Origin of the sequence: Thauera butanivorans NBRC 103042 (genome assembly GCF_001591165.1) — a bacterium.
Taxonomy (GTDB): Bacteria; Pseudomonadota; Gammaproteobacteria; order Burkholderiales; family Rhodocyclaceae; genus Thauera; species Thauera butanivorans.
This window is the reverse complement of record NZ_BCUG01000068.1, coordinates 1-26,991: the sequence shown is the minus strand read 5'-3', so window position 1 is coordinate 26,991 and position 26,991 is coordinate 1. Positions and strand designations below refer to the sequence as shown.

Genomic DNA, 26,991 nt, shown 5'->3' with positions numbered 1-26,991 from the left:
CCAAAAAAATACCCGCTTTCGCGGGTATGGTTCTTGATTTCCTGCCTGGCTCGCCGATCGCGCTCTTCGCGGCGCTTGTTCTTGTGAACCGCGTGCCCGCATTCGTTGAACAGGATCGGAATCAAAGCGTTTCGAGGCTTCAGGCGCTTCTGTTTCTTCATTTCTCCATGCTCCAGGGAAGGTGGCCGATCCATGCCTTGGTCACCATGATCCCGTGCAAGTTCGCGGCGCGATTTTCAGCGGAACACGATCGTCTTGTTCCCATGCACCAGCACCCGGTCTTCCAGGTGGTAGCGCAGGCCGCGGGCGAGCACGGTCTTTTCGATGTCCTTGCCATAGCGGACCATGTCCTCGACGGCGTCGGAGTGGTCGATGCGGATCACGTCCTGCTCGATGATCGGCCCCTGGTCGAGGTCGGCGGTGACGTAGTGGCAGGTGGCGCCGATCAGCTTGACGCCCTTGTCGTAGGCCTGGTGGTAGGGTTTGGCGCCGACGAAGCTGGGCAGGAAGCTGTGGTGGATGTTGATGATGCGGCCCGGATAGGCGGCGCACAGCTCGGGCGACAGGATCTGCATGTAGCGCGCCAGCACCATGGTGTCGCCGCGCACCTCCTCGAACAGGCGCTGCACCTCGGCATAGGCGGCGGCCTTGTTGTCGGGCGTGACCGGCACGTGGTGGAAGGGAATGCCGTGCCACTCGACGAAACCGCGCAGGGTGTCGTGGTTGGAGATCACGCACGGAATCTCGATGTCCAGTTCCTTCGACTGCCAGCGCGCGAGCAGGTCGTACAGGCAGTGCTCCTGCTTGCTGACCAGCATCACGACGCGCTTCTTGACCGCGGAGTCGGTGATCTTCCATTCCATCTCCAGTTCCTCGGCCAGCGGACGGAAGCGCTCGCGGAATTCGGCGAGATGGAAGGGCAGCGAATCGGCCTTGATCTCGATGCGCATGAAATAGCGCCCGACGGACTCGCCGTCACGCGGCTGTTCGGCATGCAGCGAGGTTTCGAGAATCCAGCCCTTGTGCTCGGCGATGAAACCCGACACCCGGGCGACAATGCCGACGCGGTCGGGGCAGGAGGCGGAAAGTGTGTAGAAGCGTTGGCGATGCATGGCGGTGATCAGGCGGCCCTGGCAAAAGCTTTATCGATCTCGGCGCGCAGGCCGGCGTAGTCGCGGACCACCGGATATTGCGGGAATTCGCGCACGACGTTTTCCGGCGGGTGGAACAGGATGCCGCCGTGGGCTTCGCCCAGCATCGCGGTGTCGTTGTAGGAATCGCCCGCGGCGACGACCTTGAAGTTGAGTTCCTTGAAGCGTTTGACCGCCTCGCGCTTCTGGTCGGGCATGCGCAGGTGGTAGTCGACCAGAACACCTTCATCGTTGGCTTCGAGACTGTGGCAGAACAGCGTCGGCAGGCCGAGCTGCTTCATCAGCGGCTTGGCGAACTCGTAGAAGGTGTCGGACAGGATCACGACCTGGTAGGCGTCGCGCAGTTCGTCCAGGAACTGGCGCGCGCCCTCCATCGGCCCCATGCTGGCGATGACTTCCTGGATGTCGGGCAGGCCGAGCTTCTTCTCCGCCAGAATGCCGAGGCGGTACTTCATCAGCGTGTCGTAGTTCGGCTCGTCGCGCGTGGTGCGGCGCAGTTCGGGAATACCGGTGCGCTCGGCGAATTCGATCCAGATTTCGGGAACCAGCACACCTTCGAGGTCTAGACAGACGATACGCACCGTACGCTCCTGCGGGCAGAATTTGGCAAAGCCGCGATTCTAGCATCCGTGCCGCTGCGCCGAATCGTATCGGTCCGGCACGCCGTGCCGGACAAGCGCCGGCCTGTGCACAACTTCTCGACTGACAGGCAATCCCGGAAGCGTATGCTGCTACCAGATGGGATACTCCCGGACAATGACCGCATCCGTACCTGTACCGATATGATCAAGCTCATCCCCATCGACAAGCTCCAACCCGGCATGTACATCCATGACCTCAACTGCGGCTGGATGGAACACAACTTCCTGCGCAGCCGCTTTGCCGTCAGGACGGAAGAAATCGCGGAGAAAGTCCGGGCGCTGGGCGTGCTCGAAATCTGGATCGACACCGAACGCGGGCTCGACGTCGCCGAGGCGCCGACCCAGGAGGACCACGCCCACAAGGTGGATGAGGCACTGCAGGCGCTCGCAGGCGAGGCCGCAACGGCCATGCCGCGGATACCGGTCAGGCTCGAGATCGAGCCCGCGCAGCGGCTGCATGGCGAAGCCAACCGCATCGTGCGCGACGTGATGGGCGACATCCGGCTGGGCAAGCAGATCCAGATGGAGCAGATCGAACCGCTGGTCGAACGCATCGTCGACTCGATCTTCAGCCGCCAGGACGCCCTGCTGCCGCTGGCGCGGCTCAAGGACCACGACGAATACACCTTCCAGCACTCGGTGTCGGTATGCGCGCTGATGACCTCGTTCGCGCGGGCGCTGGAGCTGCCGCGCGAGATCATCCACGAAATCGCCGTCGGCGCCCTGCTGCACGACGTCGGCAAGGCCAGGGTGCCGGACGAAATCCTCAACAAGCCGGCCAAGCTCACCGACGCCGAATTCGCCAAGATGAAGAACCACGTCGTGCAGAGCAAGATCATCCTGCAGGACACGCCGGGCATCAGCAACATTGCGCTCGACGTCGCCGCACAGCACCACGAGCGCTTCGACGGCACCGGCTACCCGAACAAGCTCAAGGGCGACGAGATCAGCCTGTACGGCCAGATGGGGGCGATCGTCGACGTGTATGACGCGATCACCTCGAACCGCGTCTATCACAAGGGCATGGCGCCCACCGAAGCGCTGCGCAAGCTGCTAGAGTGGAGCAAGTTCCACTTCAAACCCGAACTGGTACAGGCGTTCATCCGCGCCGTCGGCATCTACCCGACGGGTTCGCTGGTGCGGCTCGAAAGCCGGCGCCTGGCCGTGGTGCAGTCGCAGAACGCCGACCAGTTGATGCAGCCGACGGTGAAGGTCATCTTCCACACCCGCGGCCACTACCTGACGCCCGAAACCATCGACCTGCGGCGCTCGCAGGACCGCATCATCGGCCACGAGGACTTCGACACCTGGAAGATCGACCCGGCGCGCTGGCTGCCGGAGTGAGGCACAGCCAGGGTAGGATGGGTAGAGCCGCAGGCGAAACCCATCGTTTGCCGGGAGCAGGGGTGATGGGTTTCGCTACGCTCCACCCATCCTACTCGTGTTTATTTGGTTGCCGGTTAAAAGCAGCCGCAGCCGCCGGACTCAATCGGCGGGGATCGCTTCCAGCGCTTCGTGCAGATCCAGCCAGCGCAACTCGGCCTCCTCGATGCGCTCCGCCAGCTCCGCCTGGCGCTTGTTCAACGCCGGCACCTCGCCGGCCTGCGGCCCGGTGTATAGCGCCGGGTCGGCCAGGCGAGCGTCGAGTTCGGCCTTTTCCTCGTTCCATGCCGCCAGGCGCTTGTCGATCTGCTCGATCTCCTTCACCAGCGGGCGGCGCGCGGCCAGCCGCGCCTGGCGCTCGGCGGCGGCCTGGGCGCGGTCGGCCTTGCGCGCCGCCTTGTCGGCAGCCTGGTCGGGGCAGGCGGCGGCAGCGGTGATCTCGGCGCGGCGCGTGGCAAGCCAGTCGCGGTAGTCGTCGAGATCGCCGTCGAAGGGCTGGATGCGGCCGCCATCGACCAGCAGGAAGCGGTCGCAGGTGGCGCGCAGCAGCGCGCGGTCGTGCGACACCAGCACCATCGCGCCTTCGTAGTCCTGCAGCGCCATCGTCAGCGCGTGGCGCATTTCCAGGTCGAGGTGGTTGGTCGGCTCGTCCAGCAGCAGCAGATTGGGCCGCCGCCAGATGAGCAAGGCCAGCGCCAGGCGCGACTTCTCGCCGCCCGAAAACGGGCCGCAGGGCGTGGTCGCCGGCGTGGAAGTGCCGCCGGCGCCGTCGCCGCGGAAATCGAAGCCGCCGAGGTAGTCGCGCAGTTCCTGCTCGCGCGTCTGCGGGTCGAGCCGCATCATGTGCTGCAGCGCGGATTCGTCCGGACGCAGGGTTTCGAGCTGGTGCTGGGCGAAGTAGCCGGTCGCCAGGCCCTTGCCTTCCAGCCTGCGTCCCGCTGCCAGCGGAAGCTCGCCGGCCAGCAGCTTGATCAGCGTCGACTTGCCGGCGCCGTTGCGCCCCAGCAGGCCGACGCGCTCGCCGGGGCGCAGCGTCAGCAGGATCCGCTCCAGCACCATGCGCTCGCCGTAGCCGACCGCGCCGTCCTCGATCTGCAGCAAGGGGTCGGGAGCCGGCGGCGCGTCGCGGAAGGCGAAGCTGAAGGGCGTATCGACGTGGGCGGCGGCGATGCGCTCCATCCGCTCCAGCGCCTTGATGCGGCTCTGCGCCTGGCGCGCCTTGGTGGCCTTGGCGCGGAAGCGGCGGATGTAGTCTTCCATGTGCGCGATCTCGCGCTGCTGCTTGTCGAACATCGCCTGCTGCTGCAGCAGGCGCTCGCCACGCTGGCGCTCGAAATCGGAATAGCCGCCGGAGTACAGCGCCAGGCGCTGCTGCTCGATGTGGGCGATGTGGGTGGTGCAGGCGTCGAGGAATTCGCGGTCGTGCGAGATCAGCAGCAGGGTGCCGCGGTAGTCGCGCAGCCAGGCCTCGAGCCAGATCACCGCGTCCAGGTCGAGGTGGTTGGTCGGCTCGTCCAGCAGCAGCAGGTCGGAGCGGCACATCAGCGCCTGCGCCAGGTTCAGCCGCATCCGCCAGCCGCCGGAAAAGTCCGCCACCGGGCGCTCGATGTCCGATGGCAGGAAACCCAGGCCGTCGAGCAGCGCCGCCGCACGCGAACGCGCCGCATAACCGCCGATCTCGTGCAGGCGGGCGTGCAGTTCGCCGATGCGCCCGCCGTCGTGGCTGGCTTCGGCGGCGGCCAGCCCGGCCTCGATGGCGCGCAGTTCGGCATCGCCGTCGAGCACGTAGTCGATCGCCGGCTGCGGCAGGCCGGGGGTTTCCTGCGCGACGTGGGCGATCACCCAGCCCGGCGGCATCTCCAGGTCGCCTTGGTCGGGGTGGAGCTGGTCGCGCAGCATGGCGAACAGGCTGGACTTGCCGCTGCCGTTGGCGCCGGTCAGGCCGACTTTCCAGCCGGGATGGATCTGCAGCGTGGCCCCTTCGACGAGGACCTTGGCGCCACGTGCGAGGCGCAGATTGCGAAGACTGATCACGAAGGTAAAACACGGCCAGGACGGCCGCGGACGGAAATAAAGGCGCTATTCTACGCGCCAAGCGAATCGTCTCCGGAACCCTGCGCGCATGTCCCGCCCCAGCCTCACCCCCACAGCCCCCCTGAATTCGGCCCCCAGACCCGCACGCGCACTGCTGTCGCTGTCGGCCGCAGTCCTGCTGTCACTGTCCGCTCCCGCACTTGCGCAAGCACCGGCCGATACCGGCGCCTCGTCGCAGACCGCCGCCGAAAACGCGCGCAAAGCCGAACTCAACGCCCAGGCCAAGGCGCTGCGCAACGAGGCCGAAGCCACTTTCGTTGCCACCGAAGCCGGCTGCTACCAGAAATTCCTCGTCAATCGCTGCATCGACCAGGCCAGGCAGCTGCGCCTCGACACGATCAAGCGCGCCCGCGCACTCGAAGCCGAAGCCCGCCAGATCGACCTCGCCCAGCGCCAGCGCGCCGCCGCCGAAGTCCAGGCCGCCCAGCGCGCCAACGCACCGGCTGCACAACCCGCTCCCGGCGTACCGGCACCCAATGTACCGGCGCCCGCCGCCACGGCCACGCCGGCACCGGCGCCGGATGGGGACGTCGGCCCGTCGCCCGAAGCCGAACGCATCCGCGCCGAGCGTGCCCGCAACGCCGGCCAAGCTGCAACTGGCGCACAAGCCGAACGTGCTGCGCGCGACGCGGAACGGGCCGCCAAGCGCGCCGAAACCGAAGCCGAAGCCGCCGCCCGCGCCGCCGCCGCCGAGCGCGATCGCGCGCGCTACGAAGAGCGCATCCGCCGCCACGAAGAAGACCAGGCCACCAAGAAGAAATAGCAGCCATCGGTCCGGCAGGCGGCGATCCGCCGGCCGGCACGCCGGCGACGGACATTCAGCACCTGGCAGCCGGCCACCGCGACACCGGCGCCCAGCCCTGCCCGCCTACAGCGGCTGCAGGCCACGCGCCCAGTCGAGCGCATCTTCCAGGCGGTCGTTGCCCCAGAACAGTTCCTCGCCCACCCTGAAGCTCGGCGCACCGAACAGGCCGAGCTCGGTCGCATGCTCGGTCTGCCGGCGCAAAGCCTGCTTGTTGTCGTCCGACAAGGCGCGCCCGATCACCGCATCGGCGTCCAGCCCCTGCCGCGACAGGATCTCCGCGATCACCCCGGCCTGGCCGATGTCGCGGTCCTCGGCGAAGTTGGCGCTCATCACCGCACGCGAAAACGGCGCCACCCAGCCCTCCGCCACCCCCACCAGCGCGACCCGCGCCGCCAGCAGGCTGTCGCGCGGAAAGCCGCTCGGCTTGCGGAAGGGCTGGCCGTACCTGGCCGCCAGGCGCTCCAGGTCGCGCCACATGTAGCGGCCCTTGGGCGGATAGATGTTGAACGGCGAATCGTTCCAGCCCAGCGCCATGAACACCGGCCCGAGCAGGAAGGGCTTCCATTCGACCTGCACGCCCGCCACCTCGGCCAGCGGCTCGATGCGCATCACCGACAACCAGGAATAGGTACTGGCGAACTCGTACCAGAACTCGACGGCGGGACGGGACATGGCAGGACTCCAAGGCAAACGGACCTCTTCACTATAGCCCGACGGGCGCACGCACGCCGCCACGGCACGCGCCCCAGCGCAGGCTCCCGAGCCGTGCCGCAGCGCTACTCCGCCGCTGGACGATTGGCAATCCAGATGCCGGCGCCGACCAGGCCAAGCGCGGCGAACACCGCCGGCGTCAGCGCCTCGCCCAGCAGCACGCCGCCGGCCAGCACACCCAGCACCGGCGTCAGAAAGGAAAACGAGGACAGCCGCGTCGCCGGGTAATGGCGAATCAGCCAGAACCAGCCCACGTAGCTCGCCGATGCCACCAGCACGGTCTGGAACGCCAGGCTCGCCCATACCCCGGCCGTGGGTGCGAACACGCCCGGCTCGCCCAGGCCCAGCGACAGCATCGGCAGCACCAGCGCCGACACCGCCAGCTGGTACAGCAGCATCTTCTCGGCCGAGGTGCGCGCAAGCGCGGTCGCCTTCACCGTCAGCGTGGTCGCGGCCCAGAGCATCGCCGCGCCAACCAGCATCAAGTCACCGATCCAGGCCTGCCCGGACGGCCGCAGCAGGTTCTCGCCGAACAGCGCCAGCACTCCGGCGAAGGCCAGCGCCATCCCCGCCCATTGCGCACGCCGCATCCGCTCGTTCGGCAGCAGCCACTTCGCCCCCAGGGCGACGAAGAAGGGCGCGGTGTACAAGAAGATCACCCCGCGCGAGGCGGTGGTGAACTCGAGCCCGAGGAAGATCAAGGCGAACTCGCCGGCGAACAGCAGCCCCGCGAGCAGCCCCGGCCACAGCGTGCCGTCGCGCCCGAACAGCGGAATACCGCGCAGCCGCGCCCAGCCGAACACCAGCACCGTCGCCCCGATCGAGCGCAGCCCGGCCTGCCATGCCGGCGAAATGCCCGTGCTGGCGATCTTGATCGCCACCTGCTGCAAGCCCCACAAGGTGCAGAACAGCAGCATCAGGCTGATGGCAAGGCGGTCGAGCTGGGTCTTGGGCGGCATCGGATTCTCGGGAACAGGGAACGGCGGCAAAGGCGCGCGCAATCATACGCGCAGCACCGGGCTCCGGCTCGAGCGCAGCCCTCATGATTCGCACCTTCGATGCCCCGCTTCGCCAACATATTCTTACGGTATCCCTCAGGCCTGCTTCCCGCTTTCGGGCGAATTTGCCCCGATAATGCCAGCCCGCCGCCCGCGAGGCGCCTCCAAGAACAACAGGAGAACTCCGATGAAAAAAACTCAAAGCAGTCTCGCCGCCCTTGCCCTGGGGCTGTCGCTGAGCGCCTGCGCGACGACGTCCGCCGACGATGCGCTCAAGCCCTGGCCACGCGCCGCCGAAGGCTACAGCCGCCACGTCATCGAACTGCCGAAGCTGACCGACGAAAGCACACGCAAGGTGGAGCTGATCGCCGGCAAGACGATGGAGGTGGACTGCAACCACCACCGCATGGGCGGCCAATGGCAGGAGAAGACCGTCGAAGGCTGGGGCTACAGCTACTACGAACTGGACCGGGTCGGCCCGCCCGTCAGCACGATGATGGCCTGCCCGGACGACAGCCGCAAACAGGCATTCGTGCAGGCCGGCGGCGAGCCCATGCTGGTGCGCTACAACAGCCAGTTGCCGCTGGTCATCTACGCGCCGAGCGACATCGAGGTGCGCTACCGCATCTGGTCGGCCGGTCCGGACAGCCTGCCCGCGCAGCAGCGCTGACGCGCAGCAGGCGTGCCGTATGCTCATGCCGTCGCGGCACCCCCACCTCCGCAGGGCACGGCCTCCTCGAACAGCCATGCCCTGAACGACTGCACGATCGGGCGCTCCAGCGCCAGCGGCGGGCAGACGGCAAAATAGGCGAAGGGACAGGGCATCGCCACCTCGCAGGCGACAGCCAGCTTGCCGCCCTGCAGCTCGGCCTGGATCAGAAGCGGGGACGCCAGCAGCACCCCCTGCCCCGTGAGCGCAGCTTCCAGCGCCAGCAGCCCGTTGCCGAAGCGCTGCTCGCGCAGCGGAGCCGGCACTGCGACGCCCGCATGTTCGAACCACTGCGGCCAGCCGAAACGATCGGCCGAACGCCAGGCCGTGCCGTCGCTCAGCAAGGCCTGCCCCAGCAGGGCTTCAGGCTCCACGCGCGGCTCCGCCCCCGGCTCGGGCGCCCATACCGGCAGCAGCGACACTTCCAGCAAACGCTGCGCTTCGAGCTCCGGATAGCTTCCATAGCCGAAACGCACGGCCAGATCGATACCCGCCCGGCGGAACTCCGCCAGCCCGGCGGGACCGCCGCGCATCGAGTCGACCGAGCTGAGACTGGCCTGGAGGCGCACTTCCGCCTCGGGGCAACGGGCGTAGAAGCGATGCAGGCGCGGCACCAGCCATTTGGTCGCAAACATCGGCTCCGCGCATACCGTGATGAGGTTGCGCGCCTCGCTGTGGGCACGGAGCTGCTCGACCGCATCCGCCAGCGCGGCGAAGCCCTCCTGCAGCGCCGGCAGCGCAAGCCTGGCCGCCGACGTCAGGCTGACCCGGCGGTGATGGCGCACGAACAGCTCGACACCGAGCAGCGCCTCCAGCGCCTTGATCTGGTGGCTGATCGCTGCCGGCGTGACGTGCAGTTCCCTGGCTGCGGCAGCAAAGCTCCTCGTCCTTGCCGCAGCCTCGAAATACGACAGCGCCACCAGCGGCGGCAAGCGCCGCGTGGAGGCTGGCGCAGGCCGCGACGGAACGCCGTCCTGCATCCGGCAACCCGGTGCCGCCTCCACACTCGCATCGGGTGTGGCCGGCAGCGGAGGAAATCGGCAAGCTCGTTTGGACATGGGCCGGCAGCTTACGGTGTCAGGACAGCCGCGTGAAGCTCAGCCGCCACGGCACTCACCGGCAGCGCGTCAGCGCTTCCATCGGGCCGGGCGCTTCTCGAAGAAGGCGTCGATGCCTTCGCAGGCATCCTCCTCCATCATGTTGCGCGCCATGACGTCGCCTGCGTAGGCATAGGCATCGTTCAGTGCCATCTGGCGCTGGCGGTAGAACATGGCCTTGCCGTAACGCACCGCCACGGGGCTTTTGGAGAGAATCTCGGCGGTTTTGCGCGCGACCGCTTCGTCCAGTTCGGCTTCGGGCACGGTTTCGTTGATCAGCCCCCAATCGGCAGCGGTCGCAGCATCGATGAAGCGCGCCGTCACCAGCATGTCGAAAGCGCGCTTGGGCGACACGTTGCGCGACAGCGCCACGGCCGGCGTGGAGCAGAACAGGCCGACGTTGATGCCCGACACCGCGAAACGCGTCGTCTCCGCGGCGATCGCCAGATCGCAGCTGGCGACGAGCTGGCAGCCGGCAGCGGTCGCGATGCCGTGCACGCGGGCGATGACGGGTACCGGCAGCGTCTGGATGCCCTGCATCACCCGGCTGCAGCGGGCGAACAGGTCCTGGTAATACCCGAGCCGGGGCTGGCTGCGCATTTCACGCAGATCGTGCCCGGCGCAAAAGACCTTGCCGGCCCCTGCCAGCACGACGCAGCGCACCTCGTCGTCGCAGGACAGCGCATCCAGCTCGCGCTGCAGGGCATCCAGCATGGCTTCGGACAGGGGGTTGAATTGCTGCGGACGGTTCAGCGTGAGCGTCACGACGCCGTCGGCGTCGCTGCGCAGCAACGGGGTATCGGTAGCGTTCTGCAGTGCGGGCATGATGGCAACTCCGGATGGACGCGCGGCTCAGGCCGCCGGCACGACCGTCACCTTGGCCGTGATCGAATGGGCGATGAAGCAGTTCTTGTGGGCACCGGCATGCAGGCGCGCGAGCACGGCAGCGTCCGGCTGCTTGTCGCCGCCGAAGCTGACCCGGGGCGACAGTTCGATCCGGGTCAGGCTCATGCCGACACCTTCGACTTTCTCCAGGTATCCGGTCGCCTGGTCTTCGTAGCGCTCCACGCAGTAGCCCTGGAATTCCGCGATGGCCAGGAAGGTCAGCATGTGGCAGCTCGCCAGCGCACCGAGCAGCAGTTGCTCGGGATCGGCACAGGCCGGATCGCCCTTGTAGTCGACGCCCGCCGACACATTCACGGCCTGCTGGCCGTTCAGCTCGGCCACATGGTTGCGCGAATAAGTGCTGCCGTCGGTGGGGTGCGGGGAACGTTGCCAATGGATGGCAGCGTGGTGCTGGGACATGGTCGACCTCCGAAGATGTGGCTCCGCGCCGAAAACGGGCGTGCCGGACATGCAGATCGTAGGCCGCCGCAAACCGCAGCGTAAAGCGACGATTTCTGTGCTTGAGGCTTAGGAAAACTAAGCCTCGCCGATGCGATTCACTCCAGCCCCCGTCCCGTTTCCGCCATTTTCGGCGCGGCGCAGGCCAGCTTGTCGAACTGCCCCGTGAGCCCATCGATCTCGGCGAGCAGACGTTCCCGCTGGCGGTCGTTGGCGGTATTGAACACACCGGCCAGCAAGTCCAGGGTCCGTTGTCGATTGTGTGCCGCCTGTTCGGAGTATTCGTCCTGCACCTCGCCGGCCGGCGCCTGCAGGGCCGCGATGCGTTCGGCGAACAGCCGCGGCTCGCGGCGGACCTTCAAGGCCTCGAGCATACCCTGCTGCCACTGGCGGCGCTCGTCCAGCCAGCGTTCGGTGGTCGGCTGCAGCCCCTGGCTCCAGCCGGCGACCAGCGCGCGCTGTTCGTCGGTGAGGCGGCCGAACCAGTTGCGCAGGCGCTTTTCCATGCGCGCGATCTGTGCCTTGCGGCGCGCCTCGGTGCTGCCACCGAGGAATTCCTCGCGCGCCTCCTTGTCCCGGCGCTCGAAGGCAGCCGCCAGTTCGGCGACCTGATCGTCCGACAGGCCCGCGAGCAGCACCTTCGCATCGTTCATCAGTTCGACGCGGAGCTCGTCCCACCAGGCTTCGCCCTGGCGCAGGAAAGGCGCCAGCTCCTGCGCCTCGATCCGTTCGCGCGCCAGCAGGCGGCGCGCATCGCGCAGCAGACCGACGTAGCCCGGCAGATGCACGCGGCAGTGCCAATCCAGCCGCAGCGCGAGGCGCTGGTCCAGCACCTGGCGCTGGCCGGCGTCGAAGGTGACGTAGTCGCGCAGGTACCAGGGCACCAGCCAGTCGAGCTGGGAATAGGCAAAGCGCACGCCGCAGCCGCCGAGCACCAGTACCGCCAGCAGCACGGCGACGAAGCTTCGCGCGCATGCAGACACCGCCGGCCGGGCCGTGCGCACCCGACCCAGGCGAAAGCGCGGCTGGCCGGGCGGCGGCATCGCAGTGACTCAGCCGGCGCCGTCCCGGCGAGCCCCGGCGTGCTGGCCGGCTTCGCCGGCGACCGTATCGCTCAGCGGATCGTCGGCCTGTGCCCCCTCGTTCCGGTAGGCTTCGGTGGCCAGGTCCCGCACTTCAGCGACTTCCGAAGGGGTTTCGGCCTCGGCGCTCTCCGCAAGCGCGTCGGCCTGCGTGGCGATGGCTTCCTCCGGAGCAGCCGCAGCTTCTGCCGTCCTGGCGGCTGCATCCGGCGCCGCGTCGGCCTCGGGCGCAACGGCGCCCGATGCGGCGGCATCCCGTGTATCGACGTCCGGTGCATCGGCGCCCGCAGCTTCCACGGCAGCGGCATCTGCCACGGTGGCCACGGCCGCCGCAGCCCCCACCCCCGCCAGCAGCTTGTCCGCCTCGCCGGTATCGCGGGCGGAGCCGACCAGCAGCGCATCGACACGCTGCTGGAACAGCGTGCGCGCCGAGCCGGACGACAGTTTTTCGTAGCCCGAGGACAGATGTTCGAACAGCTCCTTGTACGAGCCCGCCATCGACACGAACAGCGTCGCCGTCTTGTCGAAGTGCGTCTCCACTTCCTTGCGGTAGCCCTCGATTTCCTGCACCTGGCGCTGGACTTCGGCTTCCAGTTCCTCGATGCGGGCCTTGCCGCCGCCACAGCGGCGGCCGATGAAGAAGCCGATAAGCGCGGCGACGAGCACCGCGGCGATGGCGGCGAACCATGCGGTCTGTTCAGTCATGTCTTGTTCCCTCCCCTGATCCTGTTCTTGTTCAATCGACGATGCGGGGCTCGACCGGCCCCAGGAACTGCAGCCTCGCACGCAAGGCCCGCGTCACTTCCACGCGGCCATCCCCGGCGATGCGCAGCGCGTGTTCGATGCCGAAACGGCGCGTTTGTTCGCGCCAGCCATCGCCTGCCAGGTAGGCGGGCTTGCTGGCAGCATCGGACAAGGTGCCGGTGCCCTCGCTGCCCAGGTTTTCCGCCGCGCTGCCGGGCGTGACCAGCACCGTCAGCGACTGCGTGCCATGCGCCGGCTGGCCGGTGCGCGGGTCGAGCAGGTGGGCGTAGCGTTCGCCGTCGAGCATGAAGTAGCGCTGGTAGTCCCCCGAGGTGCCGACCGCCTCGCCGTCGTACAGCGGCATCGCCGCCAGCGGCGCGGGTTCGCGCGGATGCTGGATGCCGATGCGCCACGGCTGATCGCCCTTCTTGCCCAGCGCCAGCACGTTGCCGCCGATGTTGATCAGCGCGTTGCGCACGCCCTGCTGCTTCAGGATGGCGGCGGCGCGGTCCAGCGCATAGCCTTTGGCGTAGCCGCCGAAATCGAGCTGCACCGCCGGGTTGCGGCTTTCGACGCGGTTGCCGTCGATGACGAGGTCGGCCATGCGCGGCCGGGCGTCGAGCAGGGCCTGCAGCCTGGCGGGATCCGGCCGCAGCGGCACGAAAGTATCGGAATGGAAGCCCCACAGCGCCACCAGCGCGCCCAGCGCGGGGTCGAACAGCTCGTCGCTGATGGCGGCAATGCGCTGGGCATCCTTCAGCATCGCCGCCAGCTCGGCGGACACCGTCGCCGCCTCGCCGCGCGCGATGGCGGCATTCAAGGCCGTGAGCTCCGACGGCTCCCAGGCGTGGTAAGCGCGGTGCAGGCGGTCGAACTCGCGCAGCACGGCGTTGGCCGCTGCATCGGCCGCCGCCTGGTCGTCGGCATACACCGCCACGTCGACCCGGGTGCCGAACACGAAAGCCTCATGATGGAAGACTTCGGCGCGCGAGCAGGCGCCCAGCAGCAGCACGCAGGCGATCAGCCCCAGGCAGCGCAGCCAGCAGGAGAACAAGCCCGGCCTCGCCCCCATCAGGCGCAAGCTTGTTCCAGCTTGTCGATGACCAGGCCGGCGACGTCGAAGCCCTGCTGGGTGGCGATCTCGACCATGCAGGTGGGGCTGGTGACGTTGATCTCGGTGAGGTGGCCGCCGATGACGTCGAGGCCGACGATCAGCAGGCCGCGCTGCCACAGGATGGGCGCGAGGTATTCGGCGATCTCGCGTTCACGTTCGGTCAGCGGCATCGCCACGCCGCGGCCACCGGCGGCGAGGTTGCCGCGCGTCTCGCCGGCCTGCGGAATGCGTGCCAGCGAATACGGCACGACTTCGCCGCCGATGATCAGCACGCGCTTGTCGCCGTCGGCGATCTGCGGCAGGTAGCGCTGCGCCATGATGGTGCGTGTGCCTTCCTGGGTCAGCGTCTCGATGATGACGTTGCGGTTGGGGTCGTCCTTCCTGACGCGGAAGATCTGGCTGCCGCCCATGCCGTCGAGCGGCTTCAGGATGACGTCGCCGATCTCGTCGATGAAGGCCTGGATGTCGACCGCATCGCGCGCCACCAGCGACGTGGCCATGAACTGCGGGAATTCGGTGATGGCAAGCTTCTCGGAGTGGTCGCGGATCGCGCGGGGGTCGTTGAACACCCGCGCGCCGGCCTGCATCGCGTCTTCCAGCAGCCAGGTGGCGGTGACGTACTCGAAGTCGAAAGGCGGGTCCTGGCGCATCAGCACGGCGTCGAATTCCGCCAGCGGCAGCGCCTGCTCCGCTCCGGCGGGCTCGTACCAGGGCTTGTCGCCCGCCAGCAGGCGGATCGGCAGCGCACGCGCCGCCACCGCGCCGTCGCGCCAGGCCAGCGCACCGCGCTGCAGCGTCCACACCTGGTGGCCGCGCGCAGCGGCGGCACGCATCACGGCGATGCTGGAATCCTTGTAGGCCTTCAGGCCGTCGAGCGGATCGAGGATGAAGGCGAGCTTCATGCCGCCTCTCCGAGTTCCTCGAGCGGCGCGGTTTCCTCGATCTCGACCGAGGCCGCCAGCAGCGCCAGCCGCGCGACCACGCCGTAGGCGTAGAAGCGGTTGGGCGGCGCATCCGGCCCCTGCGCCATGTCGGGCAGCGTGCAGGAGGTGTCGAAGGCCAGCGGCTTGAAGTGCATGCCCGGCGCGTTGAGGTTCTCGTCGCGGCCGCGCTCGGTATGCACGCGGTAGAAGCCGCCGACGACGTAGTGGTCCATCATGTAGACGACCGGCTCGGCGACGCCGTCCTCGACCGTCTCGAAGGTATGCACGCCTTCCTGGATGATGACCTCGTGCACCTGCAGGCCTTCCTTGACCACCGCCATCTTGTTGCGCTGGCGGCGGTTCAGGCCGACCACTTCGGACGCGTCCTTCACCGTCATCACGCCCATGCCGTAGGTGCCGGCATCGGCCTTGACGACGACGAAGGGCTCGTCGCTGACACCGTATTCCTTGTACTTGGCGCGGATGCGGGTCAGCAGCGAATCGACCTGCGCCGCCAGGCATTCCTCGCCGGTGCGCTCCTGGAAGTTGATCTGGCCACAGACGCCGAACTCGGGGTTGATGCGCCACGGGTCGATGCCGATCGCGGCGGCGAACTCGCGCGCCACGCGGTCGTAGCACTCGGCGTGCTTCGACTTGCGGCGCGCATGCCAGCCGGCGTGCAGCGGCGGGATCAGCCACTGCTCGTCCAGGCCCTGCAGCACCGGCGGAATCCCCGCCGACAGGTCGTTGTTCAGCAGCACCGCGCAGGGACTGAAACCATCCAGGCCGACGCGGCCGCCGCTGCGCCGCAGCGGCTCCAGCGTCAGCGCGACGCCGTTGGCCAGTTCGATCACGGTCGGCTCGGTGATCTCGGGCAGCAGGCTGCCGATGCGCACTTCCAGCCCGGTCAGGCGCAGGATGGACACCAGCTTGGCCACGTTCTGCAGGTAGAACTGGTTGCGGGTGTGGTTCTCGGGAATCAGCAGCAGCTTGCCGGCGTCGGGGCAGATGCGCTCGATCGCGACCTGGGCGGCCTGCACGCACAGCGGCATGAAGGCGTCGTTGAGGTTGTTGAAGCCGCCCGGGAACAGGTTCAGGTCGACCGGCGCGAGCTTGAAGCCCGAGTTGCGCAGGTCGGTCGAGCCGTAAAAGGGCGGCATGTGGTCCTGCCACTGGGTGCGGAACCACTTTTCGATGTCGCAGGCGTTGTCGAGGAACTGGCGCTCCAGTTCGAGCAGCGGCCCGGTGAGTGCGGTAGTGAGGTGCGGAACCATGGATTGTCTCTGGCCTGGATGAGCCCCTGCCGGCCCGGCAGGCGGCGAAACGATTGGCGGGGATGTTACACCATGGCCCGCAGCGCTCACGCAGCCGGCACGCGCGGCAGCACGTCGCGGGCCCGGCACCGAGCCTGCCGGTAATGGAGCCGAGCTTTGATCCCGGTCAGAGCGGGAAGGCCCCGGAGCTTGAGACATTGGGCGCCCGGCACTGCGGGCGGGGATCCCCGGCCTGAGGGTCGCCACGGATGGCAAGGAAGAAAAATTCGCTTACCTTTACGGGGCGGGATCGCCGCAGGCTCCACCGCCGAGGCCTGCCCCCCTGTCCAAATCAAACAACAAAGGAGACGTTCCATGAAGAAGCAAACCCTGCTCGCCGCCGCCCTGCTCGCGCTCGGCGGCTTTTCCGGTGCCGCGCTGGCCGACCTGACGGTCGCCATCGCCGGCCCGATGACCGGCCAGTACGCCTCGGCCGGCGACCAGATCCGCAAGGGCGCCGAAATGGCCATCGCCGACATCAATGCCCGCGGCGGCGTGCTCGGCCAGAAGCTGAAGCTGGAGATCGGCGACGACGCCTGCGATCCCAAGCAGGCGGTGTCGGTCGCCAACACCATGGTGAACAAGGGCATCGTCTACATGCACGGCCACTGGTGCTCCAGCTCGACGATCCCCGCCTCCGACGTCTATGCCGACGCCGACATCCTGGTCGCCACGGTATCGACCAATCCACAAGTCACCGAACGCGGCCTGCCCAACGTCTTCCGCATCATGGGCCGCGACGACCAGCAAGGCCTGGTGGCCGGCGGCTACCTCGCCGACCATTTCAAGGACCGGAAGGTCGCCGTGGTCGACGACAAGAGCGCCTACGGCAAGGGCCTGGCCGACGAGATGGCCAAGGCGATGAGTGCCAAGGGCCTCAAGCCCGCGCTGCGCGAATCGATCACCGCCGGCGAGCGCGACTACTCCAGCCTGATCGCCAAGTTCAAGCAGGCCGGCGTCGACGTGATGGCCTTCGGCGGCTACCACACCGAAGTCGCGCTGATCCTGCGCCAGGCCCAGGCCGCCGGCCTGCAGCTGACGGTGATGGGCGGCGACACCATGACCAATGCCGAGCTGGTCACCGCCGCCGGCCCGGCCGCCGACAACGTGCTGTTCACCTTCTCGCCCGACGCGCGCAAGAACCCCGACGCCGCGCCGGTGGTGGAGAAGTTCCGCGCCGCCAAGGTCGAGCCGGAAGGCTACGTGCTGTACGCCTATGCCGCGATGCAGCTGTTCGAGCAGGTGGCGACCGCAGCCAACAGCACCCGGTACGCCGAGCTCGAGAAGGCGATGCGCAGCGGCAACTTCAAGACCGTGATCGGCGATCTCGCCTTCGGTCCGAAAGGCGACCTGAACGTGCCCGGCTTCGTCGTCTACCGCTGGCAGGGCGGCCAGTACGACTACGTCCAGTAATCGTCCGGCCCCGCTTCGCCTGGTCCGGCCATAGTGCCGTTCACTTAGGAGATTCCCTTCCGGTGTAGGAGCGGCTTCAGCCGCGAACAAACGCCTTTCGCGGCTGAAGCCGCTCCTACGGTGAAAGAGGCGCCTGCTCGAACGAACGGTATTGGGCCTGGCCAGACCTCCCCCGCGCCGCCCGACGCAGCGGCGCGGGCCGGATCACATCACAGCGGCACGCCCGCACTGCGCCCCGGCGACCAGCGCGGGAAACCGCCGTGCCCCCAACGGAGACATCGTGGCCTACGCACTTCAGCAACTGATCAACGGGCTGACGCTCGGCGCCATGTACGGCCTGATCGCCATCGGCTACACGATGGTGTACGGCATCATCGGCATGATCAACTTCGCCCACGGCGACATCTTCATGGTGAGCGCGTTCATCGCGGTCACCGCCTTCACGCTGCTGGCGGCAGCGGACGTGACGTCCATCCCGCTGGCACTGACTTTCGTGCTGGTCGTGGCGATCTTCTTCACCTCGGCCTACGGCTGGGCGGTCGAGCGCACCGCCTATCGCCCGCTGCGCGGCTCGACCCGGCTGGCGCCGCTGATCTCGGCGATCGGCATGTCGATCTTCCTGCAGAACACCGTGCAGCTGACCCAGGGCGCGCGCGTCAAGCCGATCCCGCCGGTCATCGAAGGCGGTCTCGTGCTGTGGGACGCGCCGGCCTTCAGCGTGCAGATCAGCTGGAGCCAGTTGCTGATCATCGTCACCACGGTGACGCTGATGGCGGCCTTCACCTGGATGATCACGCAGACGCCGTTCGGCCGCCAGCAGCGCTCCTGCGAGCAGGACCGCACGATGGCCGCGCTGCTCGGCGTCAACGTCGACCGCACGATTTCGCTGACCTTCATGCTCGGCGCCGCGCTGGCCGCGGTCGCCGGCGTGATGGTGACGGTGTATTACGGCGTGGTCGATTTCTTCATCGGCTTCCTGGTCGGCATCAAGGCTTTCACCGCGGCGGTGCTGGGCGGCATCGGCTCGCTGCCGGGGGCGATGCTCGGCGGCCTGCTGATCGGCCTCATCGAATCCTTCTGGGCCGCCTACCTGTGGGCGGAATACAAGGACGTCGCCACCTTCGGCATCCTGTGCCTGGTGCTGATGCTGCGCCCCTCGGGCCTGCTCGGCCGGCCCGAAGTGGAGAAAGTCTGATGAGCACCGTCGTCTTCGCCCGCCACGCGATGACGCCCGCCGAGCGCCTGCGCGACGCCGGCTGGGTCGCTTTCGTCGGCTTCATCCTCGGCGTGCCGCTGATCGGCCTGACCACGGTGGACGTGGGCGGCCGGCTGGCGGTCGACACCCGCTTCGGCCTGCTGGCCGCCACCGTCGCGGCGGTGTTCGCCGGCCGCCTGCTGCTGCGCTGGGCGCTCGACCAGGCACGCGAGCGCAGGCAGGCCCGCAGCGCGGCCGGCGCCCCGGCCACCGCCGACGAGCGCGCCCAGGGCGCGCAGAAAGTGGTCACCGTGCTCGGCTGGATCGCGCTCGGCGCCGCGGTGGCGCTGCCGATCTTCCATTCGGACAACCGCTACGTGGTCGACACCGCCACCACGGTGCTGATCTACGTGATGCTGGGCTGGGGCCTGAACGTGGTGGTGGGCCTGGCCGGGCTGCTCGACCTCGGCTACGTCGCCTTCTACGCGGTCGGCGCCTACTCCTACGCACTGCTGTCGACCCAGTACGGCTGGAACTTCTGGGAAGCGCTGCCGGTGTCCGGCGCGCTCGCCGCCTGCTTCGGCATCCTGCTCGGCTACCCGATCCTGCGCCTGCGCGGCGACTACCTCGCCATCGTCACGCTCGGCTTCGGCGAGATCATCCGCGTCATCCTGGTGAACTGGACCGAGTTCTCGGGCGGCCCCAACGGCATCAGCTCGATCCCGCGGCCGAGCTTCTTCGGCCTCGAGTTCGCCCGCAGCGCACCCGAAGGCGAGCAGACCTTCGCCGGCTTCTTCGGCCTGGCCTTCTCGCCGATGCACCGGCTGATCTTCCTCTACTACCTGATCCTGGTGCTGGCATTGCTGACCCACGCCTTCGTCTCGCGGCTGCGCAAGCTGCCGGTCGGGCGCGCCTGGGAGGCGCTGCGCGAGGACGAGATCGCCTGCCGCGCGATGGGCATGAACACCACCAACATCAAGCTGTCGGCCTTCGCCATCGGCGCCATGCTGGGCGGCTTCGCCGGCGTGTTCTTCGCCGCGCGCCAGGGCTTCATCTCGCCGGAAAGCTTCACTTTCTCCGAGTCCGCCATCATCCTCGCCATCGTCGTGCTGGGCGGCATGGGTTCGCAGATGGGCGTGGTGCTGGCGGCGACGCTGCTGGTGCTGATCCCCGAGTTCGGCCGCAACTTCGCCGAATACCGCATGCTGCTGTTCGGCGCGGCAATGGTGCTGATCATGATCTGGAAGCCGGGCGGCCTGCTGTCGCACCGCGAACCGACCGTGCGCCTGAACCCGCTGGGCAAGGCCGGCTCCGCCAGGGAGGCCGCACGATGAATGCCACCGCCCCGAACACCGCCGCCACGCTGCTGTCGGTGCAGAACCTGACGATGCGCTTCGGCGGCCTGGTCGCCATCGACGACCTGTCGCTGGACGTGCCGGCCGGCAGCATCACCGGCATCATCGGTCCCAACGGCGCCGGCAAGACCACGCTGTTCAACTGCCTGACCGGCTTCTACAAGCCGACCACCGGCAGCCTGCGGCTGGCCCACCCGCAGCACGGCGAAATGCGCCTGGAAGCGCTGCCCAGCCATCGCGTGGCGCGCGACGCCCAGGTCGTGCGCACCTTCCAGAACATCCGCCTGTTCCCGAAGATGACGGTGCTGGAAAACCTCATCGTCGCCCAGCACAACGTGCTGCAGCACGCCTCGAAGTTCTCCATCGCCGGCCTGCTCGGCCTGCCCGGCTACCGCCAGGCCGAGCAAGCGGCGATCGAGCGCGCGGCAACGTGGCTGAAGCGGCTGCGGCTCGAACACCTCGCCGACCACGCCGCCGGCGCGCTGCCCTACGGCATCCAGCGCCGCATCGAGATCGCCCGTGCGCTGTGCGTCGACCCGGTGCTGCTGTGCCTGGACGAGCCCGCTGCCGGCCTCAACCCGCGCGAATCGGCCGAATTGAACGCGCTGCTGCTCTACCTGTGCCGCGAACTGGGCATCGCCATCCTGCTGATCGAGCACGACATGAGCGTGGTGATGAACGTCTCCGACCACATCGGCGTAATCAGCTACGGCCGCAAGATCGCCGAGGGCACGCCGGAACAGGTCAGGAACGACCCCGACGTGATCAAGGCCTATCTCGGCGAGGACGACGACGAAGATGCGCAGGACGCTGCGGTGACGACGGGAGGGGCCACGGCATGATGCTGACGATGGAGGGCGTGCACGCCCACTACGGCCACATCCACGCGCTGCGCGGCATCGACGTCGAAGTGCAGGTCGGCGAGATCGTGACGCTGATCGGCGCCAACGGCGCCGGCAAGTCGACGCTGATGATGAGCCTGTTCGGCACCCCCCGCGCGAGCGCCGGGCGCATCGTCTTCGACGGCGAGGACATCACCCGCGTGCACACGCACGAGATCGCCCGCCGCGGCATCGCGCTGGTGCCCGAAGGCCGGCGCATCTTCCCGCGCATGACGGTGCTGGAGAACCTGCAGATGGGCGCGACGCACGCCGACCCGGCGAACTACGGCGCCGACCTCGCGCGCATGTTCGCGATGTTCCCGATCCTGGAGCAGCGCCAGTCGCAGCGCGGCGGCACGCTGTCCGGCGGCGAACAGCAGATGCTGGCGATCGCCCGCGCGCTGATGAGCCGGCCCAAGCTGCTGCTGCTCGACGAACCTTCGCTGGGCTTGGCGCCGATCTACATCCGCAAGGTGTTCCAGATCGTCAGGGAGCTGAACCGCGACCACGGCATGACCATCCTGCTGGTCGAACAGAACGCCAACCAGGCGCTGCGGGTTGCACACCGCGGCTACGTGCTGCAGCATGGCGAGATCACGCTCGCGGGGACGGGCGCGGAACTGCTGGCAAGTCCGGAAGTGCGGGCGGCCTATCTCGAGGGCGGCCACGGCTGAGCCGGTAAATAACGGGAACGCTTCGGCAAGGAGGCAGCCATGAGCCCGCCGAACATGCACGCCGATCTGGCGAACATCTCCGTCCACCTGCTGGCCGCGCTCGCCGCCGGCGGCATCATCGGCCTCGAACGCAGCTACCACGGCCGCCCGGCGGGCTTCCGCACCCATTCGCTGGTCTGCGTAGCATCCAGCCTGCTGATGCTGGTGACGCTGTACCAGTGGTCCTGGCTGCCCGGCGTGCCGATGGAAACCGTGCGCACCGACCCGACGCGCATGGCGCAGGGCATCATGACCGGCATCGGCTTTCTCGGCGCCGGCGTGATCTTCAAGGAAGGGCTCAGCGTGCGCGGGCTGACCACCGCGGCCTCGATCTGGATGACGGCCGCGATCGGCATCCTGATGGGCATCGGCTTCTACTTCCCGGCGGTGTTCGCCACGCTGATCACGCTCGGCACCCTGGCGGCCTTCCGCTGGATCGAGATCCGCCTGCCCTCGCACCTGTATGCCCAGCACACCATCCGCTTCGATCGCGGCCATGCGATGAACGAGGAGGAAGTGCGCGCGCTGCTCGCCCGGCACGATTTCACCGTGGCCAACATGAACTACCGCGTCTCGGACGACGGGCTGTACTTCGAATACCGCATGACCATCCGCACCAGCCAGCAGGGCAACCTGCGCACGCTGGCGGAAGAACTGCGCAAGCTCGACGAGGTGCGCGCCTTCCGCCTGTCGCCGACGGGAGATTGATGCATAATGAGTCCTCATCATATGAACGAGCCATGCAGCCTGTCCTGATCCGTGCTCATGCAACTGGAAACGGTCGAGAACTACACCCCCTTCACATACTTCTCCTTCGAAAAGGCGGGGCCGGGACGGCGGCACTTCGACGTGCTGATCTGCAAGGCCGTTTGCCGCCTGCTCCCCGGCGAGGAAGGACGCGGACACGGCGACGGCATCGAACTGACGGCAGAATCCGCTCCGCTGTGGTTGGCCGACGAGCACTACGGCGCCCCTGAGCGCACCAGCCTGCGTGTGGCGGGCGATACGGTATTGCACAAACCCGGCACGGATCTGTGGGTGCGCGGGTCGGTCACGGCTCCCGAGCAGTACCGTCAGCACTGGGCGGTGTCCGTCGAGGTGTCCGGCAAGAATTTCAAACGCCAGCGTCAGGCGCGTCTGGTCGGGCCGCGCCAATGGCGCTGGTCGTTCATCAAAGGCTGGCAGCTGAGCGAGCCTGAGCCTGCCGAGTCCTGGCCGCTGCGCTACGAGCTGGCTTTCGGCGGACGCTACCCGAATGCAGGCGGGTGGATCGAGCATGAGCCCAACCCCGTCGGCATCGGCTTTTTCGATGCACGGCGCATGGACCGCGAAATCCACTACCCTGCTCCACAGATCGAGGCCTTCGACGTGATGAGCGAGCGGCCCGGCGCATTGGTGCCCGTGCCCGGCCTTGGCCCGATCCCACGCTTCTGGGACGCGCGCAGCCGCTTTGCCGGCACCTATGACAAGGCCTGGCAACGACAGGCCGACAGCACCGCCGGCCCCGACTACCCGGCGGACTTCGATCCGCGCTTCTTCCACGCCGCCCATCCGGACTGGGTATTCGAACGCCCCCTTGCCGGCGGCGAACAACTGGCGCTGCGCGGCTTCCGGGGCCTGGCGCACTGCGTGGGCCACCTGCCTGCAATCCGCCTCGAAGCGCTGCTGCTGCCCGCCAAGGGGCAGGCGCAGCTGGCGCCGATGCGCCTCGACACCATAGACATCGACCTGGATGCCGAGCGTCTGTATCTCACCTGGCGCCTGCCCGTTCCCCATGTATTGCAAGCGCGCCATGCCGTGCTGCGCAGCTTTCGGCTGGACTGAATCCATGGCTAACAAACACATCGCCGACCGCGAGGCCCAATGGGCGGCCTTGAACGTCACGCCCGACTTCTGCAAGGTCGGCAAGAAGATCATTCCCTTCGACATCGCCCGCACGCTCGACCGGGACAAGACGCTGTACGCCCGCTCGGTGTTCGCACGCGGTGAGCCGGTGCTGATGATCGACAGCGTGGCCGCAGGGGTCAGGGGCAACGCCGGACGCGGCATCAAGTCGGGCGTGTCGCAGGGCGCGGGACATGTCTGGATGCGCGAAGGATCGAGCACGGTCTACGCCGAAGGCCGCAAGGTCTTACGCCACCTGGACGCCTGCCTGATGAACTGCCGGCTGGGCGGTGCCGCGCTGGACGTGGACCTGTCCGAGGCCGACTGATGGGCGACAAGCATCCGGTCGACCAGTTCGGCCGCCCGGTCCAGTTCATCTTCACCCCGCAGGGCGTTCAGGCCCAGGTGGTCGGCGACGTCCTGCCGGAAGCGCTGCGCGGCCCGGAGATTTACCTCGATCCGAACGGCCAGGGGCGTCCGCACGGTGATTTCACCGCCAAACACCCGAACTCCGGCCCGGTTTCATCCCCACCTCCCGCCCCGCAGTCGGTCAACCCCGCCGACAACGCCACCCTCGGCCGGGTGTATACGATGCCCATGGGGCCACCACCGCAACCTGCAAGCGAGCACGCCGAAGGAGAAACAGCCCCCTCGCCGGAGTCCCGCCCCTGGTACGAACGTGCCTGGGAAGAAGCCGCACGGGTCGGCTCCGAAACCATCGACGGCTGGATCGACGGCGCCAGGACCGTGTGGGAAGCACTGCCGGGCACATCGGACCCGGCCTCGACCGAAGCGGCCCGCCAGCGCATCGCCGATGGCGCGATCGGCACGCTCGAAGGGCTGGGCACCCTGATGGGACCGCCGCCGGAGCTGATCAACCACGCCTACATGAGCGGCGATCCCGACGCGATCGCGCTGGTCGAGCAAATGCAGCAGAACCAGCGCGAGGCCTTCGGAGCAATCGGCGATTCGGTCAAGGAAGCCTGGAACGCCGCCTACGAGCGCAACGGCGCCGCAGGGGCCAGCGCCATGGTGCTCGCCACCCTCGGCATGGAAGCCCTCGGCGGCAAAGGCGCAGCCGGCGTCGCCCGGGCGGCCGAGAAGGTCGCCGACATCGTGCGCCTTGCCAGGACGCCCATGGAGGCGGCGAACAAGCTCGACGAGGCGATCGCCGCCGCGAAGGCCGCCGGGGCAAGCGCCGACGAGATCGCCGTGCTCGAGCGCGCCCGCGCGCAGCGCCTCGCCCAAGCCCGGCGCGAAGCCGCACAGGGCAAGGACGGCGTGGCCGTCAGGAAAGGGCGGCTGGCACCGAACAGCACGTATAGCCTCAACGGCTACAAATACACCACCGACGAACACGGCCGGATCAAGACCGTCGAGGGCGAATTGCGCGCCGAGGCCAACCCCAACCGAAGCGACCACATGCAAGGCAACGTCGGCGTCGACGACGGACGGGCGCCCGGTGACCACGGCGGCCATCTGATCGGGGCACAGTTCGGTGGGTACGAAGGCTACGAAAACCTCACCCCCATGGCCGGACAAATCAATGCCTATCCAAAGGGGAAATGGGGGCAGATGGAAAAGAACTGGGCCGACCGAATCAAGGCCGGCGACACCGTCCACGTGAAGATCGAAGTCAATTATCCTGACAGCACCATGCGGGCGGGGAGCTTCAAGGTGACTGAGACAATCACAAGCGGTTCAAGCGTCACTCAGAATGTGAACATCGTCAGGAATCCAAAACCATGATCAGTAACCTGAGCCATTACCACACGGAGATTGCGAGAGGGGTATGGGGGAGCCTGCCCGAAGGGCGTTGGAAAAGGGCAGAGTTCACCTACAAGGAGATCACTCAGTTCTCTTCTTCTGGCGGAAAATATGAGAAAAAAAACGGTACATTCGATGGAATATTGAATATTCCGGACGCTGTCCGAACGGCATTCGAGCATCTCCGTGCTGAAATGGCCAAACTGCACGACAACGGCCATGCCTGGTACACCGCCACCTTCACCCTCACCCCGGACGGCAAGTTCAAGTTCGACTTCGACTACGACCATCTGCCGGCCTTCGACATCATGCCGGACCCGGAAGACTGGCTGGACGAGTTCAAGCACTATCCTCGGCCGGAACTGCAGGCCCAGATCCAGGACTGGATCGATGGGCGCGTGCCATATGAGGAATGGAAGTCGATGGTTGCACGGCTCAAACAGGTTGGGAAGAAGACATGAAGGAACTTCTCTACCGGCTGCAAAAATGTATTGACAGCCGATTTCCGAGTACAGCAGCAAGCCTGAATCTTGGAGCCAACGAAACCGAGATTGCAGTTTTGGAGCAAAATATCGGGGCCCAGTTGCCCGAGAACGTACGTGATCTTTATCGTTGGCACAATGGGCAATCCGAGGCATTCCGTGGAATCGGTCTTTTTTCGGGTTGCCCTTCCTGTCGATCGATAAAGTCATCCAGCATTGGAATTTTGAATGCAGTGTTTTGGACGAAGCATCTCCAGAAGAATTGGAAAAATGGAGCCAAGACTATACCTGTCTCCCTGTTGGTACTATCAAGCAGGTTGTCATGAATAAATCATGGATTCCCCTGGCGGATGATGCAGCCGGGAGCTACCTCGGCCTGGACTTCGACCCTGGTGTTCACGGAGACGTTGCTCAAGTCATATCATTTGGAGGGCGAGAGTTCACTCGGGTGAGAGCCGCCGAGAATCTTGTCAAATTTCTGGGGAATTTGCTGTTCATGTACGAGCAGGGGCAATATGAACTAATACAAGAAGATGACGATGAATTCAGTATTGCATCAGTATCACCAAGTACAAATCATTTCCTCGATTATCTTCGCATGAAGGCCCAAACAAAGAATAACCATTCCTGATCCGTCGTCGCAGCCGACACAACCAGCGGCATTGGCTGAACTTTGTCGTTAGATAATCTCCGGTCTGCATTCAAATCAGAATTCGAAAATGTCACGAACGCCTGAGAAGCCTCCAGTTCGGGCTATCCATGATTTTCTCTCTGAACTGCGGAGCGGAGCCTCTCAACTACGGCGTGCCCACACAGGGCAAGGACGGCGGGCGTGGCGGTCAAGAGGGGTTGGCTTGCGCCGAACAGCACCTACGAGCCCAACGGCTACAAATACACCACCGACGAACACGGCCGGATCAATGCCGTCGAGGGCGAATTGCGTGCCGAGCCAATCCCAACCGAAGCGACCGCATGCAAGGCAACGTCGGCGTCGACGACGGACGGGCGCCCGGTGACCACGGCGGCCACCTGATCGGCGCACAGTTCGGCGGGTACGAAGGCTACGAAAACCTCACCCCCATGGCCGGACAAATCAATGCCTATCCAAAGGGGAAATGGGGGCAGATGGAAAAGAACTGGGCCGACCGCCTCAAGGCCGGCGATACCGTTCAGGTCAGAATCGAACTGAACT

Annotated in this window: 28 protein-coding genes and 1 pseudogene; 16 read left to right on the top strand and 13 right to left on the bottom strand. The window is 67.0% G+C overall.

Annotation, left to right across the window (positions count from 1 at the left end):
- Positions 1-236: 236 nt before the first annotated feature.
- Positions 237-1,112, bottom strand: a complete 876-nt coding sequence (gene purU / locus TBU01S_RS20390) for a formyltetrahydrofolate deformylase (protein ID WP_068639333.1) — start codon at positions 1,110-1,112, stop codon at positions 237-239.
- Between the two features lie 8 nt (positions 1,113-1,120).
- Positions 1,121-1,732: a bifunctional phosphoserine phosphatase/homoserine phosphotransferase ThrH gene (gene thrH, locus TBU01S_RS20385; RefSeq protein ID WP_068639332.1), complete on the bottom strand. Its 612-nt coding sequence runs from the start codon at positions 1,730-1,732 to the stop codon at positions 1,121-1,123.
- Positions 1,733-1,933: 201 nt separating this feature from the next.
- On the opposite strand from thrH, the gene TBU01S_RS20380 reads away from it, so the two are divergent.
- Positions 1,934-3,136 (top strand): HD-GYP domain-containing protein, encoded by a 1,203-nt coding sequence (locus TBU01S_RS20380; protein ID WP_068639331.1) that lies wholly within the window; start codon positions 1,934-1,936, stop codon positions 3,134-3,136.
- 141 nt (positions 3,137-3,277) lie between these two features.
- Here the strand turns inward: TBU01S_RS20380 and TBU01S_RS20375 are convergent, their stop codons facing one another.
- Positions 3,278-5,209, bottom strand: coding sequence for an ATP-binding cassette domain-containing protein (locus TBU01S_RS20375; RefSeq protein WP_068639330.1), 1,932 nt, complete (start codon positions 5,207-5,209; stop codon positions 3,278-3,280).
- A gap of 88 nt (positions 5,210-5,297) precedes the next feature.
- On the opposite strand from TBU01S_RS20375, the gene TBU01S_RS20370 reads away from it, so the two are divergent.
- On the top strand, positions 5,298-6,032 hold the full coding sequence (locus TBU01S_RS20370; RefSeq protein ID WP_068639329.1) for a hypothetical protein: 735 nt from the start codon (positions 5,298-5,300) through the stop codon (positions 6,030-6,032).
- 105 nt (positions 6,033-6,137) lie between these two features.
- On the opposite strand, the gene TBU01S_RS20365 is transcribed toward TBU01S_RS20370, so the two are convergent.
- Together TBU01S_RS20365 and TBU01S_RS20360 are read right to left on the bottom strand one after the other, a co-directional pair.
- On the bottom strand, positions 6,138-6,746 hold the full coding sequence (locus TBU01S_RS20365; protein WP_068639328.1) for a 2-hydroxychromene-2-carboxylate isomerase: 609 nt from the start codon (positions 6,744-6,746) through the stop codon (positions 6,138-6,140).
- A 104-nt stretch (positions 6,747-6,850) separates the two neighbouring features.
- On the bottom strand, positions 6,851-7,744 hold the full coding sequence (locus tag TBU01S_RS20360) for a DMT family transporter (RefSeq protein WP_068639327.1): 894 nt from the start codon (positions 7,742-7,744) through the stop codon (positions 6,851-6,853).
- Positions 7,745-7,970: 226 nt separating this feature from the next.
- Between TBU01S_RS20360 and eco the strand changes: the two genes are divergently transcribed.
- On the top strand, positions 7,971-8,453 hold the full coding sequence (gene eco, locus TBU01S_RS20355; protein ID WP_068639326.1) for a serine protease inhibitor ecotin: 483 nt from the start codon (positions 7,971-7,973) through the stop codon (positions 8,451-8,453).
- Between the two features lie 23 nt (positions 8,454-8,476).
- On the opposite strand, the gene TBU01S_RS20350 is transcribed toward eco, so the two are convergent.
- The 8 genes from TBU01S_RS20350 to gshA all read right to left on the bottom strand — a co-directional run bounded on the left by TBU01S_RS20350 (position 8,477) and on the right by gshA (position 16,070).
- The gene (locus TBU01S_RS20350; protein ID WP_068639325.1) at positions 8,477-9,472 is read right to left on the bottom strand and encodes a LysR substrate-binding domain-containing protein; all 996 of its coding nucleotides are present in this window, start codon (positions 9,470-9,472) and stop codon (positions 8,477-8,479) included.
- 147 nt (positions 9,473-9,619) lie between these two features.
- Positions 9,620-10,414, bottom strand: coding sequence for an enoyl-CoA hydratase (locus TBU01S_RS20345; RefSeq protein ID WP_068639324.1), 795 nt, complete (start codon positions 10,412-10,414; stop codon positions 9,620-9,622).
- A 27-nt stretch (positions 10,415-10,441) separates the two neighbouring features.
- Positions 10,442-10,894: an OsmC family protein gene (locus tag TBU01S_RS20340; RefSeq protein WP_068639323.1), complete on the bottom strand. Its 453-nt coding sequence runs from the start codon at positions 10,892-10,894 to the stop codon at positions 10,442-10,444.
- A 137-nt stretch (positions 10,895-11,031) separates the two neighbouring features.
- The gene (locus tag TBU01S_RS20335; RefSeq protein WP_245651002.1) at positions 11,032-11,976 is read right to left on the bottom strand and encodes a DUF6279 family lipoprotein; all 945 of its coding nucleotides are present in this window, start codon (positions 11,974-11,976) and stop codon (positions 11,032-11,034) included.
- A gap of 9 nt (positions 11,977-11,985) precedes the next feature.
- Complete coding sequence (locus TBU01S_RS20330) at positions 11,986-12,720, bottom strand: ZapG family protein (protein WP_068639322.1); 735 nt, start codon at positions 12,718-12,720, stop codon at positions 11,986-11,988.
- A 31-nt stretch (positions 12,721-12,751) separates the two neighbouring features.
- A complete protein-coding gene (locus TBU01S_RS20325) occupies positions 12,752-13,831 on the bottom strand; it encodes an FAD:protein FMN transferase (RefSeq protein ID WP_068639321.1) in 1,080 nt (359 codons plus the stop codon).
- Entirely contained in the window at positions 13,831-14,775 is a 945-nt protein-coding gene (gene gshB / locus TBU01S_RS20320) for a glutathione synthase (RefSeq protein WP_068639320.1), read from the bottom strand. The genes TBU01S_RS20325 and gshB overlap by 1 nt, the downstream gene beginning before the upstream one ends.
- Positions 14,772-16,070, bottom strand: a complete 1,299-nt coding sequence (gene gshA / locus TBU01S_RS20315; RefSeq protein WP_068639319.1) for a glutamate--cysteine ligase — start codon at positions 16,068-16,070, stop codon at positions 14,772-14,774. The genes gshB and gshA overlap by 4 nt, the downstream gene beginning before the upstream one ends.
- Before the next feature lie 354 nt (positions 16,071-16,424).
- On the opposite strand from gshA, the gene TBU01S_RS20310 reads away from it, so the two are divergent.
- The 13 genes and pseudogenes from TBU01S_RS20310 to TBU01S_RS24350 form a co-directional block, all read left to right on the top strand.
- Entirely contained in the window at positions 16,425-17,522 is a 1,098-nt protein-coding gene (locus tag TBU01S_RS20310; protein WP_068639318.1) for a branched-chain amino acid ABC transporter substrate-binding protein, read from the top strand.
- Between the two features lie 280 nt (positions 17,523-17,802).
- A complete protein-coding gene (locus TBU01S_RS20305; RefSeq protein WP_068639317.1) occupies positions 17,803-18,717 on the top strand; it encodes an ABC transporter permease subunit in 915 nt (304 codons plus the stop codon).
- Complete coding sequence (livM, locus tag TBU01S_RS20300) at positions 18,717-20,051, top strand: high-affinity branched-chain amino acid ABC transporter permease LivM (protein ID WP_068639316.1); 1,335 nt, start codon at positions 18,717-18,719, stop codon at positions 20,049-20,051. Before TBU01S_RS20305 ends, livM begins: the two co-directional genes overlap by 1 nt.
- Positions 20,048-20,914: an ABC transporter ATP-binding protein gene (locus TBU01S_RS20295; RefSeq protein ID WP_068639315.1), complete on the top strand. Its 867-nt coding sequence runs from the start codon at positions 20,048-20,050 to the stop codon at positions 20,912-20,914. The genes livM and TBU01S_RS20295 overlap by 4 nt, the downstream gene beginning before the upstream one ends.
- Positions 20,914-21,627 (top strand): ABC transporter ATP-binding protein, encoded by a 714-nt coding sequence (locus TBU01S_RS20290; RefSeq protein ID WP_068639335.1) that lies wholly within the window; start codon positions 20,914-20,916, stop codon positions 21,625-21,627. The genes TBU01S_RS20295 and TBU01S_RS20290 overlap by 1 nt, the downstream gene beginning before the upstream one ends.
- Before the next feature lie 39 nt (positions 21,628-21,666).
- Complete coding sequence (locus tag TBU01S_RS20285) at positions 21,667-22,374, top strand: MgtC/SapB family protein (RefSeq protein ID WP_245651000.1); 708 nt, start codon at positions 21,667-21,669, stop codon at positions 22,372-22,374.
- A gap of 57 nt (positions 22,375-22,431) precedes the next feature.
- Positions 22,432-23,490: a DUF2169 family type VI secretion system accessory protein gene (locus TBU01S_RS20280; RefSeq protein WP_068639314.1), complete on the top strand. Its 1,059-nt coding sequence runs from the start codon at positions 22,432-22,434 to the stop codon at positions 23,488-23,490.
- A gap of 4 nt (positions 23,491-23,494) precedes the next feature.
- Complete coding sequence (locus TBU01S_RS20275; protein WP_068639313.1) at positions 23,495-23,878, top strand: PAAR-like domain-containing protein; 384 nt, start codon at positions 23,495-23,497, stop codon at positions 23,876-23,878.
- Positions 23,878-25,299 carry a DNA/RNA non-specific endonuclease gene (locus tag TBU01S_RS20270; protein ID WP_068639312.1) on the top strand — a complete coding sequence of 474 codons (1,422 nt, stop codon included), beginning with the start codon at positions 23,878-23,880 and terminating at the stop codon, positions 25,297-25,299. The genes TBU01S_RS20275 and TBU01S_RS20270 overlap by 1 nt, the downstream gene beginning before the upstream one ends.
- Positions 25,296-25,778 (top strand): immunity protein YezG family protein, encoded by a 483-nt coding sequence (locus TBU01S_RS23350; protein WP_083953756.1) that lies wholly within the window; start codon positions 25,296-25,298, stop codon positions 25,776-25,778. Before TBU01S_RS20270 ends, TBU01S_RS23350 begins: the two co-directional genes overlap by 4 nt.
- Positions 25,730-25,903: pseudogene (locus TBU01S_RS25170) on the top strand (hypothetical protein); the annotation flags it as partial. The gene TBU01S_RS23350 and the pseudogene TBU01S_RS25170, both read left to right, overlap by 49 nt.
- Before the next feature lie 26 nt (positions 25,904-25,929).
- The gene (locus TBU01S_RS23345) at positions 25,930-26,430 is read left to right on the top strand and encodes an SMI1/KNR4 family protein (RefSeq protein WP_083953755.1); all 501 of its coding nucleotides are present in this window, start codon (positions 25,930-25,932) and stop codon (positions 26,428-26,430) included.
- Between the two features lie 341 nt (positions 26,431-26,771).
- A partial coding sequence (locus tag TBU01S_RS24350) for a DNA/RNA non-specific endonuclease (protein WP_174524557.1) occupies positions 26,772-26,991 on the top strand: 220 nt, incomplete at its 3' end.